Genomic DNA, 14,784 nt, shown 5'->3' with positions numbered 1-14,784 from the left:
CATGGCTACCCTCGCTGCCGTAGCGGCACCCACCCTTCCCGTGTCCATCGACGACGTCCGCGCCGCGCATGACCGCATCCGCGCCTCGATCGTGCGCACGCCGACGCTGATCAGCCGGACGCTGAGCCAGATGACCGGCGCGACGGTCTATCTGAAGTTCGAGAATCTTCAGTTCACCGCGGCGTACAAGGAACGCGGCGCGCTCAACACGCTGTTGCAGCTGTCGCCCGAGGCGTGCGCGAAGGGCGTCATCGCGGCCTCGGCGGGCAATCACGCGCAGGGCCTCGCCTATCACGCCAACCGGCTCGGCATCCCCGCGACGATCGTCATGCCGACCAACACGCCGACGGTGAAGGTCACGCAGACCGAGGGCCATGGTGCCAAGGTCGTGCTGCACGGCGACACGTTCGACGCCGCCTATGCGCATGCGCGCGTGCTCGAGGGTGAGTGCGGCTTCACCTTCGTCCACCCGTTCGACGACCCGCGCGTCATCGCCGGGCAGGGCACGACCGCGATCGAGATGCTGCAGGACGTGCCCGACATCGACCTGATGGTCGTGCCGATCGGCGGCGGCGGACTGATCTCGGGCGTTGCCACGGTGACGCGCGCTGCGACGCAGGAGGGCGGCCATCCGATCGAGGTCGTCGGCGTCGAGGCCGAGCTGTTCCCGTCGATGTACAACCGCATCAACGGGACGACGATGCCGTGCGCCGGCGATACGCTGGCCGAAGGCATCGCGGTGAAGGAACCCGGCGGCATCACGTCGAAGATGGTCGCCGAACTGGTCGACGACATCGTCCTCGTCAGCGAGCGCAGCCTTGAGATGGCGGTCAGCCTGTTGCTCCAGATCGAGAAGACGGTCGTCGAGGGTGCGGGTGCCGCAGGCCTCGCCGCGCTGCTCCAGCATCCCGAGCGATTCAAGGGCCGTACCGTTGGCATCGTGCTGTGCGGCGGCAACATCGACACGCGGCTGCTCGCCAACGTGCTGCTGCGCGACCTTGCCCGCTCGGGCCGGCTCGCACGTCTGCGCATCCGGCTTCAGGACCAGCCTGGCGCGCTCTACAACGTCGCGCGGATCTTCGACCAGGAACGCGTCAACATCATCGAAGTCTATCACCAGCGCGTCTTCACGACGTTGCCGGCAAAGGGACTGATCACCGACATCGAGTGCGAGGCGCGCGACCGTGCGCATCTCGACCGGCTGGTCGCCGCGCTCAAGGCGGCGGGATACGAGACGAGCACCGTCGAACTGGCCTGATCACCGGGTAATCCCCGCGCTGCCGCACGCGACGAAGTTTTTACTGCGTCGCGTGCGCCCGCTTTTCATCGTGCCGCATACTATTCATATACCTCTGCCGCCTAAGATCGCGGTGGAGCCGGAGGGGGGCAATTCCAGATGACTGCACCGTTCCGCTTTCCCCGCTTCTTCGTGACGAGTCCCGGCCCCTGCCCGTACCTGCCGGGGCGACAGGAACGGAAGGTCTTCACCGAGCTCACGGGCCCGCACGCCAACGACCTCAACGACGCGCTCGGCCGGATCGGGTTCCGGCGCAGCCAGGGGGTCGCGTATCGGCCGAGCTGCGCGGGGTGTGTCGCCTGCGTGTCGGTGCGCATCGTCACCCCGGAATTCGCCCCGAACGCGACCCAGCGCAAGCTGCTCAAACGCCACGCGGACATCGAGGCGCGAGTCTGCAAGGCCTGGGCGACCGACGAACAGTTCCAGCTTCTCCGCCGCTATCTGTCGACGCGACACCCCGGCGGCGGCATGGCCGGCATGGACGAGGACGATTATGCCGACATGGTCGAGCATTCGCCCGTCGAGTCGCTGATCGTCGAATATCGCGAACCCAGCGCCAACGGCGTACCGGGTGCGCTCATCGGCGCCTGCCTGACCGACCGGCATGCCGATGGTCTTTCGATGATCTACAGCTTCTTTGCCGCCGACGATGCGACCCGGCCGGGGCTCGGCAATTACATCATCCTCGACCACATCTTCCGCGCGCGCGATGCCGGCCTGCCCTATGTCTATCTGGGCTATTGGGTGAAGGGATCGAGCCGGATGGAATACAAGATCCGCTATCGCCCGATCGAGCGGCTCGGTCCTGCGGGCTGGCGGCTTCTCACCGACGCGGACATCGCCGAACCGCTGCCGCCGCAGCCCGTCGAGCAGCTGCCGCTCGCCTGAATCGCTACTGCGTGTTGCGGGGAAGATCGTCGCCGTCGCTCGAGACCACCACGTCGACGTCGAGCCGTTCACCCCCCTCACCTAGCCGCGAGCCCGCGACCGGCGCCGCGCCCGCCGCATCGAGCGCGACCGCCATGCGGACATGCTCCTCCTCGGGACAGGCGCCGACAAACGGGTCGAAGCCGATCCAGCCAAGCCCGTCGACATGGGCCTCTGCCCAGCCATGCGGCGTCGGCCGGTGATCGTCGTCGCGATCGGTGAACAGATAGCCGGACACGTAGCGGGCGGGTACGCCGAGCGCGCGTGCGCCGACGATGAACACCTGCGCCATGTCCCGCGACGTGCCGCTGTCGAGCCGGAATGCCGCGGCCGCGTCGAGGTCCGGCTTGGGCCGCCCCAGATCCGGCGCCAGGCGCGCGTGGACCGCGTCGTTCAGCCGGTGGAGCGCGCCGATGCGACCGCTTGCCCCCGACGCGGCATTCTCCGCAAAGCGCGCGATCGCACCGTCCTGCGGTGTCGTCGGCGTCGACCGCAGGAACAGCGCGGGCGGGAGCACCTCGTGCGCGCCGTGGACGACACCATCCGAATGGCTCGTCAGCACGTCGCCGGTGACGCTGATCTCGATCCCGTCGATCGGACCGTCGATGTACAGCATGGTGATGACGTTGCCGAAGCCGTCGCGCCCCTGACGCAGCCGCGCGTCGCAGTCGACGTCGATCCGCCAGCGCGCGACGGTCTGGTCATGCGTATTCTGCGGTGTCATGCGGAGCATCTGGACGAGCCGGCTCTGCGGCGTTGTGAAGCGATAGATCGTGCGGTGATCGACCGACAGACGCATCAAAGGAACTTGAACTGCCGGCCGATTGCGCTGTGGAGCATCGCGTTTTCCTGGATGAAGGCCTGAAGATACTGGTGCAGGCCCGATGCGATCACCTCGCCCGATCGGGTCCGGCTCAACCGCGAGGCGCGCAATCGCGCCATCCGGTCGGCCTCGCCATGCTGTCCGGTGCGTTTCGCAAGCAGGTTCAACACGTCGACGGTCTCCTCGACAGAGGCGGCTAGGCTGCGCGGCAGTTCCGCTCGCGCGAGCAACAGGTCGATCACGTCGGCCGGACGAAGTCCATCGTTATACAGCCAGCGATAGGCGGTCACCGCGGATACGGTCTGCAGGATCGTCGTCCACTGGTCACGGTCGATCGCGCCGCCAAGCTGCTGCCCCTCGGGCAACAGGATGTGGTATTTGACGTCGAGCAGCCGCGCGGTGTTGTCGGCGCGTTCGACCGCCTGCCCCAGCCGGATGAACCACGTCGTCTGATTGCGCAGCATCCGGTGGATCGCCCCCTCGAAGCCGCGCGTCTCGTTCTTGACCGCCTCGACCAGATTGAGCTGCGCGGTGGTGCTGCCCGGCGTCGCGCGGTTCTCGAACAGCAGCCATGCCCGGTTGATCGCGGTCCATGCTTCGCGCGTCAGCGCGGTACGCACCGCCTTGGCGTTGTTCCGCGCCATGTCGAGACACCGCACGATCGATCCCGGATGGCTCGCGTCGAGCGTCAGGAAGCGCACGACGTCGCGCTGCGCGACGGGCACCCCGGTCCGGGCGAACGCCTCGTCGGTTTCGGTGACCGCCAGCGCGGACGCCCAGGCGTCCTCGCCCGCGGGTTGCGGGGACAGCACGTCGAGGCGCACCGTCGCCTCGACCAGCCGCGCGATGAAGTCCGCACGCTCGAAATAGCGACCGAGCCAGTAGAGTGACGAAGCGGTACGCGACAGCATCAGGACTGCACCTCGGGCTGCGACGGAACAGTGCCGAGCGTCTGCGACATCCCGCCCATCATCTGCGTCATGCCGCCTGCCGCCATGCGCTGCGACTGATCCGCCATCAGCACGAAACTGTCCTTCGTTCCGCCGCCCTGGCTCGAGTTCACGACCAGCGAGCCCTCCTTCAGCGCGACGCGCGTCAGCCCGCCGGGCACGACCTGCACCCCCTTCGATCCGGTCAGCACGAACGGCCGGAAGTCGACGTGGCGCGGGCACAGCCCCGCCTCCGCCATCGTCGGCACGGTCGACAGCGCCAGCGTCGGTTGCGCGATGTAGCGGTGCGGCTCGGCGATCAGCGCGGCACGGAAATCCTCGATCTCCTGCTTCGTCGCGGTCGGCCCGACCAGCATGCCGTACCCGCCCGAGCCATCGACGAGCTTGACGACGACGTCCTCGAGATTGTCGAGCACGTATTGGAGCGCCTGCGGTTCGCGGCAGCGCCATGTCTCGACATTGGGAAGCTTGCACGTGCCGCCCGAATAGAATTTCACGATATCGGGCATGTAGCTGTAGATCGCCTTGTCGTCGGCGATCCCGTTGCCCGGCGCGTTGATGATCGCGACATTGCCCGCGGCATATGCAGCGATCAGTCCGGGCACGCCCAGCGCGCTGTCGGGGCGGAAGACGAGCGGGTCGAGATAGTCATCGTCGATCCGGCGATAGATGACGTCGACCTTCACGCGCCCGGCGATCGTCCGCATCCAGACGATGTCGTCGTCGACCACGAGATCTGCCGCCTCGACGAGTTCGACCCCCATCGAATCCGCAAGGAAGCTGTGCTCGTAATAGGCCGAATTATAATGGCCGGGCGTCAGCACAACGCAGGTCGGCGCACTGACGCCGTGCGGCGCGACCGATTTCATCGTCTCGAGCAGCCGATCGGGATAGCTGTCGACCGCAGCGACGCGGAATTCGCGGAACAGCTCGGGGCAAAGCCGCAGCATCGCCTCGCGATTTTCGAGCATGTAGCTGACCCCCGAAGGCGTCCGCGCATTGTCCTCGAGCACGAAGAAATCGTCCGGCCCCGTGCGGACCAGATCGATCCCGCAGATATGCGCCCAGATCCCGTGAGGCGGGCGCATCCCTGCGATTTCCGGCCGGAACTGCGCATTGCCCATGACCAGATCCTCGGGGAGGATGCCCTCCTTGAGGATGCGACGGTCGCCATAGATATCGTCGAGGAACGCGTTGATCGCCTCGACGCGCTGGATCAATCCTTCGGACAGGCGCGTCCATTCGTCATGCAGGAAGACGCGGGGGACAATGTCGAACGGGATGATGCGCTCGGCGGCTTCGTTTTCGCCGTAGACGGCAAAGGTGATGCCGAGTTGCCGGAACGTCGTCTCCGCCGCCTGCTGACGTCGCCGCAGCTCTACGTCAGGCGTGTCCTCGATCCAGCGTCCCAATGCCGCAAGTTCGGGGCGAACGGTATTATCGTCCGACGCCCCCATGATTTCATCAAACGCTCGTTTCCCCATCGGAACGGTAAATTCCCCATCAAGCGTTACGGTTCCATGCTGCATCGCATCGCTGCGCCGCACAAGCGCCGAATGTTCGTGAGCGACCGCGATGCTCCAGCGTAGCCGGGGCGGGTCGCGCGTAGGACTGCAGCACCTCTCCCCTCCCGTCATCCTGCCTAAAGTCAGGATCCAGGGCCATGGAGCGCAAGCTTGGTAACCCTGAACCCTGCCTTCCCCCACGACGACGGAGAGGAAATCAGCGCCCCAGCGCTTGCAGCAGACCGGGAGTCAGGACCTGCGGCAGGACGGTCGGCTCGGCGGCGCCGGGGGCGTAATAGAGGTAGAGCGGGACGCCGGCGCGGTTATGCGCCTGGATGAAGCGGCCCATCACCGGGTCGCCGTCGGTCCAGTCGCCAATGAGCGCCGCGACGTTGTTCTTGGCGAACGCATCGCGCACGGCCGCGGTGTCGATCGCCGCCTTTTCATTGACCTTGCACGTCAGGCACCAGTCGGCGGTGAAATACACGAACACCGGGCGCTTCTCCGCACGCAGCGACGCGAGCCGGGCCTCGGTAAACCCCTCGTCGCCAGCCGCCGCAACCTTTGCCGATGCGGGTGGCGCGCGCGCGATGAGTACCGCGCTGCCGACGAAGACCACGGCCAGCGCGATCTGTGCCGCGGCACCGAACGCCTTGCCCTTGCGCTGGCGCGACCCGCCGATCCAGAGCACCGCGCCCACCGCCAGCACCGCGATCAGCGCAAGCGTCAGCGTGTCCACGCCGGTCTGCCGCCCCAGCACCCAGCCGAGCGCAATCGCGGTGAGGAACATCGGCACCGACAGGATATGGCGGAACGTCTCCATCCACACGCCGGGCTTGGGCAGCCAGCGCCGCCATGCGGGTACGAACCCGATCGCGAGGAACGGCAGCGACAGTCCGATCCCGAGCCCGCCGAACACCGCGAGCGCCGCCGGCCATGGCAGAACGAGCGCCGCACCGAGTGCCGCGCCCATGAACGGGCCGGTGCACGGCGTCGCGATGAACGCCGCGAGCGCCCCCGTCGCGAACGCACCGCTCGCACCGCTTTCGCCCGCAAAGCGCGGCGTCGGCACCTCGAACAGCCCGGCGAGGTTGAACGCGATCGCAGCACTCAGCAGGAGCAGTACGACGATCGCCGCGGGATGCTGCAACTGGAACGCCCAGCCGACCGCGGACCCGCCGGCACGCAGCGCGAGGATCGCCGCCCCGAGCCCGAGGCAGACCAGCACGACGCCCGCGGTATAGGCGAGCGCTTCGCCGCGCGCGTCCTTCTCGCTCGCCCCGCCGCGCGCGAGGCTGAGTGCCTTGAGGCTGAGGATCGGGAATACGCACGGCATGATGTTGAGGATCAGCCCGCCGAGCACCGCCCCCGCGAACGCGACCAGCGCGGTCAGCCAGACATTCTCGGCGGTCGCCGTGCCTGATCCGCTGTCGGCCACCACGCCGGGCGTCGCCTTGACGCTCAGTCCCTGCGCGTCGCCGATCCGCAACACGCCCTCGACCGGCCCGCCGCTCTTTGCGTTCGCCGCAAGCTTCGTCTCGATCGTCAGCCGGTCGCCATCGCGCGTGACTTTCTGTCGAGCGCCATTGTCGATCATGCCGGTGGTGACGGGGAAGAAATACGCCGCGTCGGCCCTGGCGCTTGCAGGGAACGGCACCGCGATCCGCATCGTCCGGTTGCTCGCGGCATAGGTCGCGCCGGAATCGAGTGGCTCGGGGATGGCGCGCCGCCAGTCGGCAAAGGCCGCCGTCTGTGCGGGCGCGCCGTCGCCGATCGTCAGGTCAAGCGACAGCGCCTGCTCCTCGGGAACGCAGATCGTCGCCGAGCAGACGAGATAGCTCGTCTTCAACCGGATCGGCAGCCTGGTCCCCGGCGCAAGGTCCGCGGGAACCTGGATCGTCACGAGCGGCGCATAGGGCGCCTCGTAGACATAGTTCATCAGGCCCGCGATCAGCAATGTCGTCGGCACCGGCCATTCGGGTTCGCCCGCCTTGGCACCCGCGGGCAGCGTCCAGTCGAACGTCGCCGGAAATCCCGCATCGCCGGGGTTGCGCCAATAGCCGTGCCAGCCCTTTTCGGGCGTCGTCGCGAGCGCGATCGTCAGCGGCGCGCCGGCCTTCGGGCGATCGCTTTCGGCGACCAGCCGCATCGACAGGTGCTGGCTCGATCCATTGAGCGATTCCGCGAACGCAGGCGACAGGCCACACAGCGCCAGCAAAACCGTCATCACGACGCAACGTAAACTGCGCATGGCCATCCTTGTGTCGTTCATCGCGCAAAGCCATAGCGGTGGCGATGTCGTATTGCACTTCAAAGCGACGGCTGCTCCCGTGGTCGCCGCTTGCTAAAGGACTGTTCGTGAAAGCACTTATCGCCGCGCTGCTGCTGACCTCGGCCGGTTCGGTCTCCGCCCAGACCGCACCGCCGGCCCCGACGCCCGCCGCGGCCCCGACAACGCCGCCGAAACTGATCGTCGCGATCTCGGTCGATCAGTTCGCCGCCGATCTTTTCCAGCAATATCGCAACCGGTACACCGGCGGTTTCGCGCGACTGCTCGGCGGCGTCGTGTTCCCGAGCGGGTATCAGAGCCACGCCGCGACCGAGACCTGCCCCGGCCATTCGACGATCCTGACGGGCATGCGGCCAGCGCACACCGGGATCATCGCGAACAACTGGGTCGACCAGCGCGCGGGGCGGCCCGACAAGATCGTCTATTGCTCGGAGGACGAGCGCGTTACCGGCAGCACGCACGACAGCTACACCGTGTCGGACATGCACCTGAAGGTCCCGACGCTCGGCGAGATGATGAAGGCACGCGATCCGCGGACGCGCTCGGTGTCGGTCGCGGGCAAGGATCGCGCGGCGGTGATGATGGGCGGCCACAAGGTCGACGAACTCTGGTGGTGGGACGGCAAGACCTATGTCTCCTATGCGGGCCGCGCGGTGCCGCCCGCGGTGCAGCGCACGCGCGACGCGGTCGCCAAGCTGATCGCGCTGCCACAGGCGGCACTGCCGCTGCCGGGCTATTGCGCGGGCGTGAACCATCCGATCGTGATCGCGGGCAAGACCTACGGCCAGGGCCGGTTCGAACGCGAGGCGGGCGACGCCAAGGGCTTCCGCGTGTCGCCGGCGTCCGACGCCGCGGTGTTCGCGATGGCGGCAGCGCTCGTCCAGGACATGAAGCTCGGCACGGGGCCGCAGACCGACATCATCGACATCGGCGCGTCGGCGACCGATTATATCGGCCACTCCTACGGCACGCAGGGGTCGGAGATGTGCATCCAGATGGCCGAGCTCGATCGGACGCTGGGCGGGTTCTTCGCGGTGCTGGACGAGACCGGCGTCGATTACGAGGTGGTGCTGACCGCAGACCACGGCGCGCACGACGCGACCGAGCGCCAGCAACAGCGCGCGATGCCGATGGAAGCGCATATGGACGAGAACGTGCTGGCCAAGCAGGTCGGCACCGCGATCGCCAAAGACCTGGGGCTGAAGGGCAGCGTGCTGCTCGGCACCGAGGGCGACGTCTATATCGACGATACCCTGCCGGCCAAGACGCAGGCGAAGGTGCTCGCCGAGGCACTCCGTCGCTATCGTGCCTTGCCGCAGGTTGCCGCCGCCTTCTCCGCCGCCGAGATCATGGCGACGCCGATGGCGAAGACGCCGCCCGAGACCTGGACGCTGATCGAGCGCGCGCGCGCCTCGTACAGCGAGGGGCGCTCGGGCCAGCTCGTCACGCTGCTCAAACCGCGTGTGACGACGATCGTGGCGCCGGCCGGCGGCTATGTCGAGACGCACGGGTCGCCATGGGATTACGACCGCCGCGTGCCGATCCTGTTCTGGCGCAAGGGGATGACCGGGTTCGAACAGCCGCTGTCGGTGGAGACGGTGGACATCGTCCCGACGCTCGCGGCGACGATCGGGCTGCCGGTCTCGGGGCTCGACGGCCGGTGCCTCGATCTTGATCCGGGCGCAGCGAGCACCTGTCCTACCGGCGGATGACCGTTTGGTGAGCCGCTCCGCCTCCCCCGCCAGGGGCGGAGCGGCTCCCGTTCAGCGCGTCTCGAACGCCCGCAACCCAGTCCCCAGCCGGTTCGCCCCCAGCGCCAGCCGGTCATGGCTGTAATCCGCAAGGAACGCAGGGCTGCTCGTGTCCCCCGGTGACAGCCGCGCGTCATTGTCCTCGACCCGCAATCCGGTCGAGCGATAGGTCTTGGCCTCCGCCGCGACAACGATCAGCCCCGTATGGTTCTCCTTCTGCTTGCCCTGCACGAAGGTGTTGCGCGCGATCAGCCCGGTTGCGCCCTCGGGCAGGTCGATCATGTAGTTGGTCTTGCGGCCCGCGCTGTCGTCGAAGCTGTTGTCGGTGATCGTCACGGTCGGCACGCGCAGCTTGACGTAATGACCGCCCGTGCCGCGCTCGAACCGCGAGCGGGTGATCGTCACGCTACCCTTGTTTGCGAGATAGATGGCGTGCGCGCAGCTCGGCGACTGATCGCACTGGCCGAGCCCCGAAAAGGTCGACTGGTCGATCGTGATCCGTTGTCCGTTCGGCTCGCCACCGAGAATGCCCTCCTGGCTGTCGAGGAACATCGCGTTGACGACGCGCAGGTCGCCCATCTCGGTCCGGATGCCCGCGCCATTGCCGTCCGCGACGCTGTAGCCGCGAAAGACGAGGCCATCGACCACCGAGCCCTGCCCGCGCAACACCAGCGCAGCCTTGTCCTCGCACGCGACGCGCTCGAAGATCGCGGTGCCCGGCTCCGCCGCCTTGAAGGTGATCCGCCCGCCCGCCTGCACCGCGCATTCGCGGTAGATGCCGGGCGCGATCAGGATCGTCGCGGTGCCCAGACGGATCGACGACACCGCCTCCTGCAGCGTCGCGAACCCCTGCCCGTTGACCGTGAAAGGCGCGGCGCGGCGTACCGGCGCCTGCGCCGAGGCGGACGCGGCGACCATCGTAAGCAGCAGGAGAGATCGGTTCACGCAAGGCACTCCTGATCCGGCACCATCATCGTGCAGGCATGCGCCATCCTAAGCGGTTCGCGTGTGCTTGCCGATAGCGGGTGGCCTGTCGCGCGTCCCGCAATGACGCACCTGATGGATTGGTCGAGTCCGGTGCGATCGGGTCGCCGCATATTGCCCCCGCCACCCCGGCGGCATACCACGGTCCCACGAGACAGCCGGCGGGGGGGCCCCGACCGCGCGCAGGGGGGATTGCATGCACGCCATGACGCCGACGGAGGTCTTCCTCCTCGCGATGCTGATCATTTTCACGGTGCCCTATCTCGTGTGGCGGCTCGGCCGGACGGATTACTGGGCGCCACTGGTGGTCGTGCAGATCTTCGGCGGCATCCTGCTCGGGCCGGGCGTGCTGGGGGCGATCTTCCCTGACTATTACGCGACGATCTTCACCCCCGTCACGCTCGGCTCGCTCAACGGCGTCGCCTGGTGGGCGGTGATGATGTTCGTCTGGGTCGCCGGCATCGAGCTCGATCTCGGCGAGGCGTGGCAGCGGCGGCGTGAGACCGGGGTCACCGCCGGGCTCGCGCTCGCCGTGCCGCTCGTCACGGGCAGCATCGCCGCGGCGGTCATGCTGCGCTATCCGGGCTGGGCAGGTCCGTCAGGCGCTCGCTGGCAGGTCATCCTCGGCATCGGCATGGCCTGCGCCGTCACCGCGCTACCGATTCTCGTGCTGTTCCTCGAAAAGCTCGACGTCCTGCGCGAGCCGATCGGCCAGCGCATCCTGCGCTATGCCAGCCTCGACGACATCGCGATCTGGGGCGTGCTCGCGCTGATCCTGCTCGATTGGGAGCGCGTCGGGCGGCAGGGCGCGTTCCTCGTCGGCTTCGCGCTCGCCACCGTGCTCGTCCGCCGGCTGATGGCGCGGATTCCCGAACGCGATCGCTGGTATGTCAGCCTGATCTGGCTCGCCGGCTGCGGGTTCGCCGCGGACTGGGCGGGGCTGCATTTCATGGTCGGCGCATTCCTGTCGGGCGCGGTGCTCGACGCGAAATGGTTCGACCAGAAGCGGATGGACGATTTCCGCCACTTCGTCCTGCTCGCGGTGATGCCGGTATTCTTCCTGTCGACCGGGTTGAAGACGCAATGGGCGGTCGGCGGGGTCGCGGTGTTCGCCGCCGCCGCACTGCTGCTGCTGGCCTCGGTCGGCGGCAAGCTCGCCGGCGTCCATGCCGCCGGCCGGCTGCTCAAATGGCGCCCGGGTGAAGCCTCGGTGATCGGCTGGCTGCTTCAGACCAAGGCGCTGATCATGATCATCTTCGTCAACATCCTGCTCGACAAGGCGATCATCACCAACGAGACCTTCACTGCGCTGCTGCTGATGGCGCTGGCGAGCACGATGCTGACCGTGCCGATGGTCGCGCCGAAGCTGAAGAAACTGGCGGGGCTGGTCGGGCGTAGCGCCTGACACGCCGTCTTCACCCGCGGGGGCGGGTGAACACTCCTTTAGTCGAGGTTCGGCCGCAGCCAGCGTTCCGCGGTCGGCAAGTCGACACCGCGGCGCGCTGCATAGTCCTCGAGCTGGTCGCGGCCGACGCGCGCGACACCGAAATACTCCGCCTGCGGATGGCCGAAATAGAAGCCCGATACTGCGGCGGTCGGGAACATCGCGAAGCTCTCGGTCAGTTCGAGCCCGGTCGCGGTCTCGGCGTCGAGCAGGTCGAACAGGATCGGCTTGAGGCTGTGATCGGGGCATGCGGGATAGCCCGGCGCAGGGCGGATGCCGCGATACTGTTCCTTGATCAGCGCGTCGTTGGTCAGCTGCTCCTCGGGCGCATAGCCCCAGAGTTCCTGACGGACATGCTTGTGCAGCCGTTCGGCGAACGCCTCGGCGAAGCGATCGGCGAGCGCCTTGAGCAGGATGTCGTTGTAATCGTCATGCCCCGCCTTGAACCGCGCGATATGCGCGTCGATGCCGTGGATGCCGACCGCGAACCCGCCGAACCAGTCGTCCTGCGTGTCGACGAAATCGGCGAGACACATGTTCGGGCGGCCTTCGCGCTTGGCGATCTGCTGGCGGAGCATCGGCAATCTCACGTCCTTCTGCTCCCTCTCCCCTGTGGGGAGAGGGTCGGGGTGAGGGGCTGTCCCAAGCGCAGCATTGCTTGGCTGCCCCTCACCCCAGCCCTCTCCCCACAGGGGAGAGGGAGCAGTGACCACCACGTCGTCCCCCTCGCGCCGTGCGGGCCAGAGCCCGACCACGCCGCGCGGCGTCAGCCACTTCTCCGCAATGATCGTGTCGAGCATCGCCTGCGCGTCTGCGTAGAGCGAACTTGCGCTCTCGCCGACCACCTCGTCGGTCAGGATCGCCGGAAAATTGCCCGCCAGCTCCCACGCGCGGAAGAACGGCGTCCAGTCGATATAATCGCGCAGATCGGTCAGGTCCCAGTCCGCGAACACGTGCACGCCGGGCTTCGCCGGCGCCCCCGGCTTCATCGCGAAGTCCGCGACGAACCCGCGCGCGCGTGCGGTTTCCAGCGGCAGCAGCTCGCTCTGCCCCTTGTTCGCGCGCGCCAGTCGCACCGCCTCATATTCGTCCGCGGTTTTCGTCACGAACTCGTCGCGGATCGTGTCCGACACGAGCGTCGAGGCGACGCCGACCGCACGGCTTGCGTCGAGCACGTGCACCACCGGGCCGTCATAGGCCGGCGCGATACGCAGCGCGGTATGGACCTTCGACGTCGTCGCGCCACCGATCAGCAGCGGCATCGTCATCCCTGCGCGCTTCATCTCCTCGGCGACCGTCACCATCTCGTCGAGGCTCGGCGTGATGAGGCCCGACAACCCGATCATGTCCGCGTCATTCTCGTTCGCGGCCTCTAAAATCTTCGACCACGGCACCATCACGCCCAGATCGACCACGTCGAACCCGTTGCACTGCAGCACGACGCCGACGATGTTCTTGCCAATATCATGCACGTCGCCCTTGACGGTCGCCATGATGATCTTGCCCTTGCCGCGCGCGCCGGGCTCCTTGGCCGCCTCGATATAGGGCAGCAGATGCGCGACCGCCTTTTTCATCACGCGCGCCGACTTAACCACCTGCGGCAGGAACATCTTGCCGCTGCCGAACAGGTCGCCGACGACGTTCATGCCGTCCATCAGTGGACCCTCGATCACCTCGATCGGGCGACCGCCATTGCCGTCGATGATCTGGCGCGCTTCCTCGGTATCCTCGACGACGTGGAGGTCGATGCCCTTGACCAGCGCATATTCGAGCCGCTTGTTGACGTCGAGCGAGCGCCATTCGGCCGCCGCCTTCTCGGCGACGACGTCGGTGCCGCGATAGCGTTCGGCGAGCTGGACGAGCCGCTCACCCGCTTCGGGATCCTTATTGAGCACGACGTCCTCGACCGCCTGCCGCAACTCGGGATCGATATCGTCATAGATGTCGAGCTGGCCGGCGTTGACGATCGCCATGTCCATGCCCGCGGGGATCGCATAATAGAGGAACACGCTGTGCATCGCGCGGCGCACGGGCTCGTTGCCGCGGAACGAGAAGCTGAAGTTCGACAGCCCGCCCGAGATATGGACGTGCGGGCAGCGTGCCTTGATCTCGCGGCACGCCTCGATGAAGTCGACGCCGTAATTGTCATGCTCCTCGATCCCCGTCGCGACTGCGAAGACGTTGGGGTCGAAGATGATATCCTCGGGCGGAAAACCGATGCCGACGAGCAGCTTGTAGGCGCGCTCGCAGATCTCGACCTTGCGGTCCTTGGTGTCAGCCTGCCCGACCTCGTCGAACGCCATCACGACCACCGCGGCGCCGTATGCCATGCACTTCTTGGCCTGGCTGAGGAACTGCTCCTCGCCCTCCTTCATGCTGATCGAATTGACGATCGGCTTGCCGCTGACGCATTTCAGCCCCGCCTCGATCACGCTCCATTTCGAGCTGTCGACCATGAACGGGATGCGCGCGATGTCGGGTTCCGCGGCGATCAGCTTGAGGAACGTCGTCATCGCGTGATGCGCGTCGAGCAACCCCTCGTCCATGTTGACGTCGAGCACCTGCGCGCCGCTCTCGACCTGCTGGCGCGCGACCTCGACCGCGGCGGGATAGTCGCCCGCCATGATCAGCTTCTTGAAGCGCGCCGAGCCGGTGACGTTGGTGCGCTCGCCGATGTTGACGAAAGAGGTGGAGGAAGTGGTGGTCATCGGTTCATTTCTTCTGGCCCCCTCTCCCCTCCGGGGAGAGGGTTGGGGTGAGGGGTCGTTGGGGAGGGTAGCGCTCGCGGCGGGGGGGGGGGGGGGGGGGGGGGG

General features: G+C 67.2%; 10 protein-coding genes. 4 read left to right on the top strand and 6 right to left on the bottom strand.

The window, feature by feature from the left end; all coding sequences use genetic code 11:
* Window position 1 precedes the first annotated feature (1 nt).
* Together AC0CH3_RS04160 and AC0CH3_RS04155 are read left to right on the top strand one after the other, a co-directional pair.
* Window positions 2-1,258: a threonine ammonia-lyase gene (locus tag AC0CH3_RS04160; RefSeq protein ID WP_056020902.1), complete on the top strand. Its 1,257-nt coding sequence runs from the start codon at window positions 2-4 to the stop codon at window positions 1,256-1,258.
* 138 nt (window positions 1,259-1,396) lie between these two features.
* A complete protein-coding gene (locus tag AC0CH3_RS04155; RefSeq protein ID WP_354302131.1) occupies window positions 1,397-2,185 on the top strand; it encodes an arginyltransferase in 789 nt (262 codons plus the stop codon).
* 4 nt (window positions 2,186-2,189) lie between these two features.
* On the opposite strand, the gene AC0CH3_RS04150 is transcribed toward AC0CH3_RS04155, so the two are convergent.
* From AC0CH3_RS04150 to AC0CH3_RS04135, 4 genes are all read right to left on the bottom strand, one after another.
* Window positions 2,190-3,023 carry a transglutaminase family protein gene (locus tag AC0CH3_RS04150; protein WP_056020896.1) on the bottom strand — a complete coding sequence of 278 codons (834 nt, stop codon included), beginning with the start codon at window positions 3,021-3,023 and terminating at the stop codon, window positions 2,190-2,192.
* Window positions 3,023-3,958, bottom strand: coding sequence for an alpha-E domain-containing protein (locus AC0CH3_RS04145; RefSeq protein WP_056020893.1), 936 nt, complete (start codon window positions 3,956-3,958; stop codon window positions 3,023-3,025). Before AC0CH3_RS04145 ends, AC0CH3_RS04150 begins: the two co-directional genes overlap by 1 nt.
* Window positions 3,958-5,481: a circularly permuted type 2 ATP-grasp protein gene (locus AC0CH3_RS04140; protein ID WP_354302129.1), complete on the bottom strand. Its 1,524-nt coding sequence runs from the start codon at window positions 5,479-5,481 to the stop codon at window positions 3,958-3,960. The genes AC0CH3_RS04145 and AC0CH3_RS04140 overlap by 1 nt, the downstream gene beginning before the upstream one ends.
* A gap of 238 nt (window positions 5,482-5,719) precedes the next feature.
* The gene (locus AC0CH3_RS04135) at window positions 5,720-7,753 is read right to left on the bottom strand and encodes a protein-disulfide reductase DsbD family protein (RefSeq protein WP_354302127.1); all 2,034 of its coding nucleotides are present in this window, start codon (window positions 7,751-7,753) and stop codon (window positions 5,720-5,722) included.
* 107 nt (window positions 7,754-7,860) lie between these two features.
* Here AC0CH3_RS04135 and AC0CH3_RS04130 point away from each other — a divergent pair, with 107 nt between their 5' ends.
* Entirely contained in the window at window positions 7,861-9,504 is a 1,644-nt protein-coding gene (locus AC0CH3_RS04130; protein ID WP_354302125.1) for an alkaline phosphatase family protein, read from the top strand.
* 51 nt (window positions 9,505-9,555) lie between these two features.
* On the opposite strand, the gene AC0CH3_RS04125 is transcribed toward AC0CH3_RS04130, so the two are convergent.
* Window positions 9,556-10,488: a right-handed parallel beta-helix repeat-containing protein gene (locus AC0CH3_RS04125; protein WP_354302123.1), complete on the bottom strand. Its 933-nt coding sequence runs from the start codon at window positions 10,486-10,488 to the stop codon at window positions 9,556-9,558.
* A gap of 235 nt (window positions 10,489-10,723) precedes the next feature.
* Here AC0CH3_RS04125 and AC0CH3_RS04120 point away from each other — a divergent pair, with 235 nt between their 5' ends.
* Window positions 10,724-11,932, top strand: a complete 1,209-nt coding sequence (locus AC0CH3_RS04120) for a cation:proton antiporter (RefSeq protein WP_354302121.1) — start codon at window positions 10,724-10,726, stop codon at window positions 11,930-11,932.
* A gap of 38 nt (window positions 11,933-11,970) precedes the next feature.
* Here AC0CH3_RS04120 and metH read toward each other — a convergent pair whose 3' ends face one another.
* The gene (metH, locus tag AC0CH3_RS04115) at window positions 11,971-14,679 is read right to left on the bottom strand and encodes a methionine synthase (protein WP_465237631.1); all 2,709 of its coding nucleotides are present in this window, start codon (window positions 14,677-14,679) and stop codon (window positions 11,971-11,973) included.
* Between the last annotated feature and the right edge of the window lie 105 nt (window positions 14,680-14,784).

The sequence above is a fragment of the Sphingomonas sp. AC449 genome, assembly GCF_979253475.1.
The sequence above is the reverse complement of the archived record's forward strand: the minus strand, read 5'-3'. Positions and strand labels throughout refer to the sequence as shown.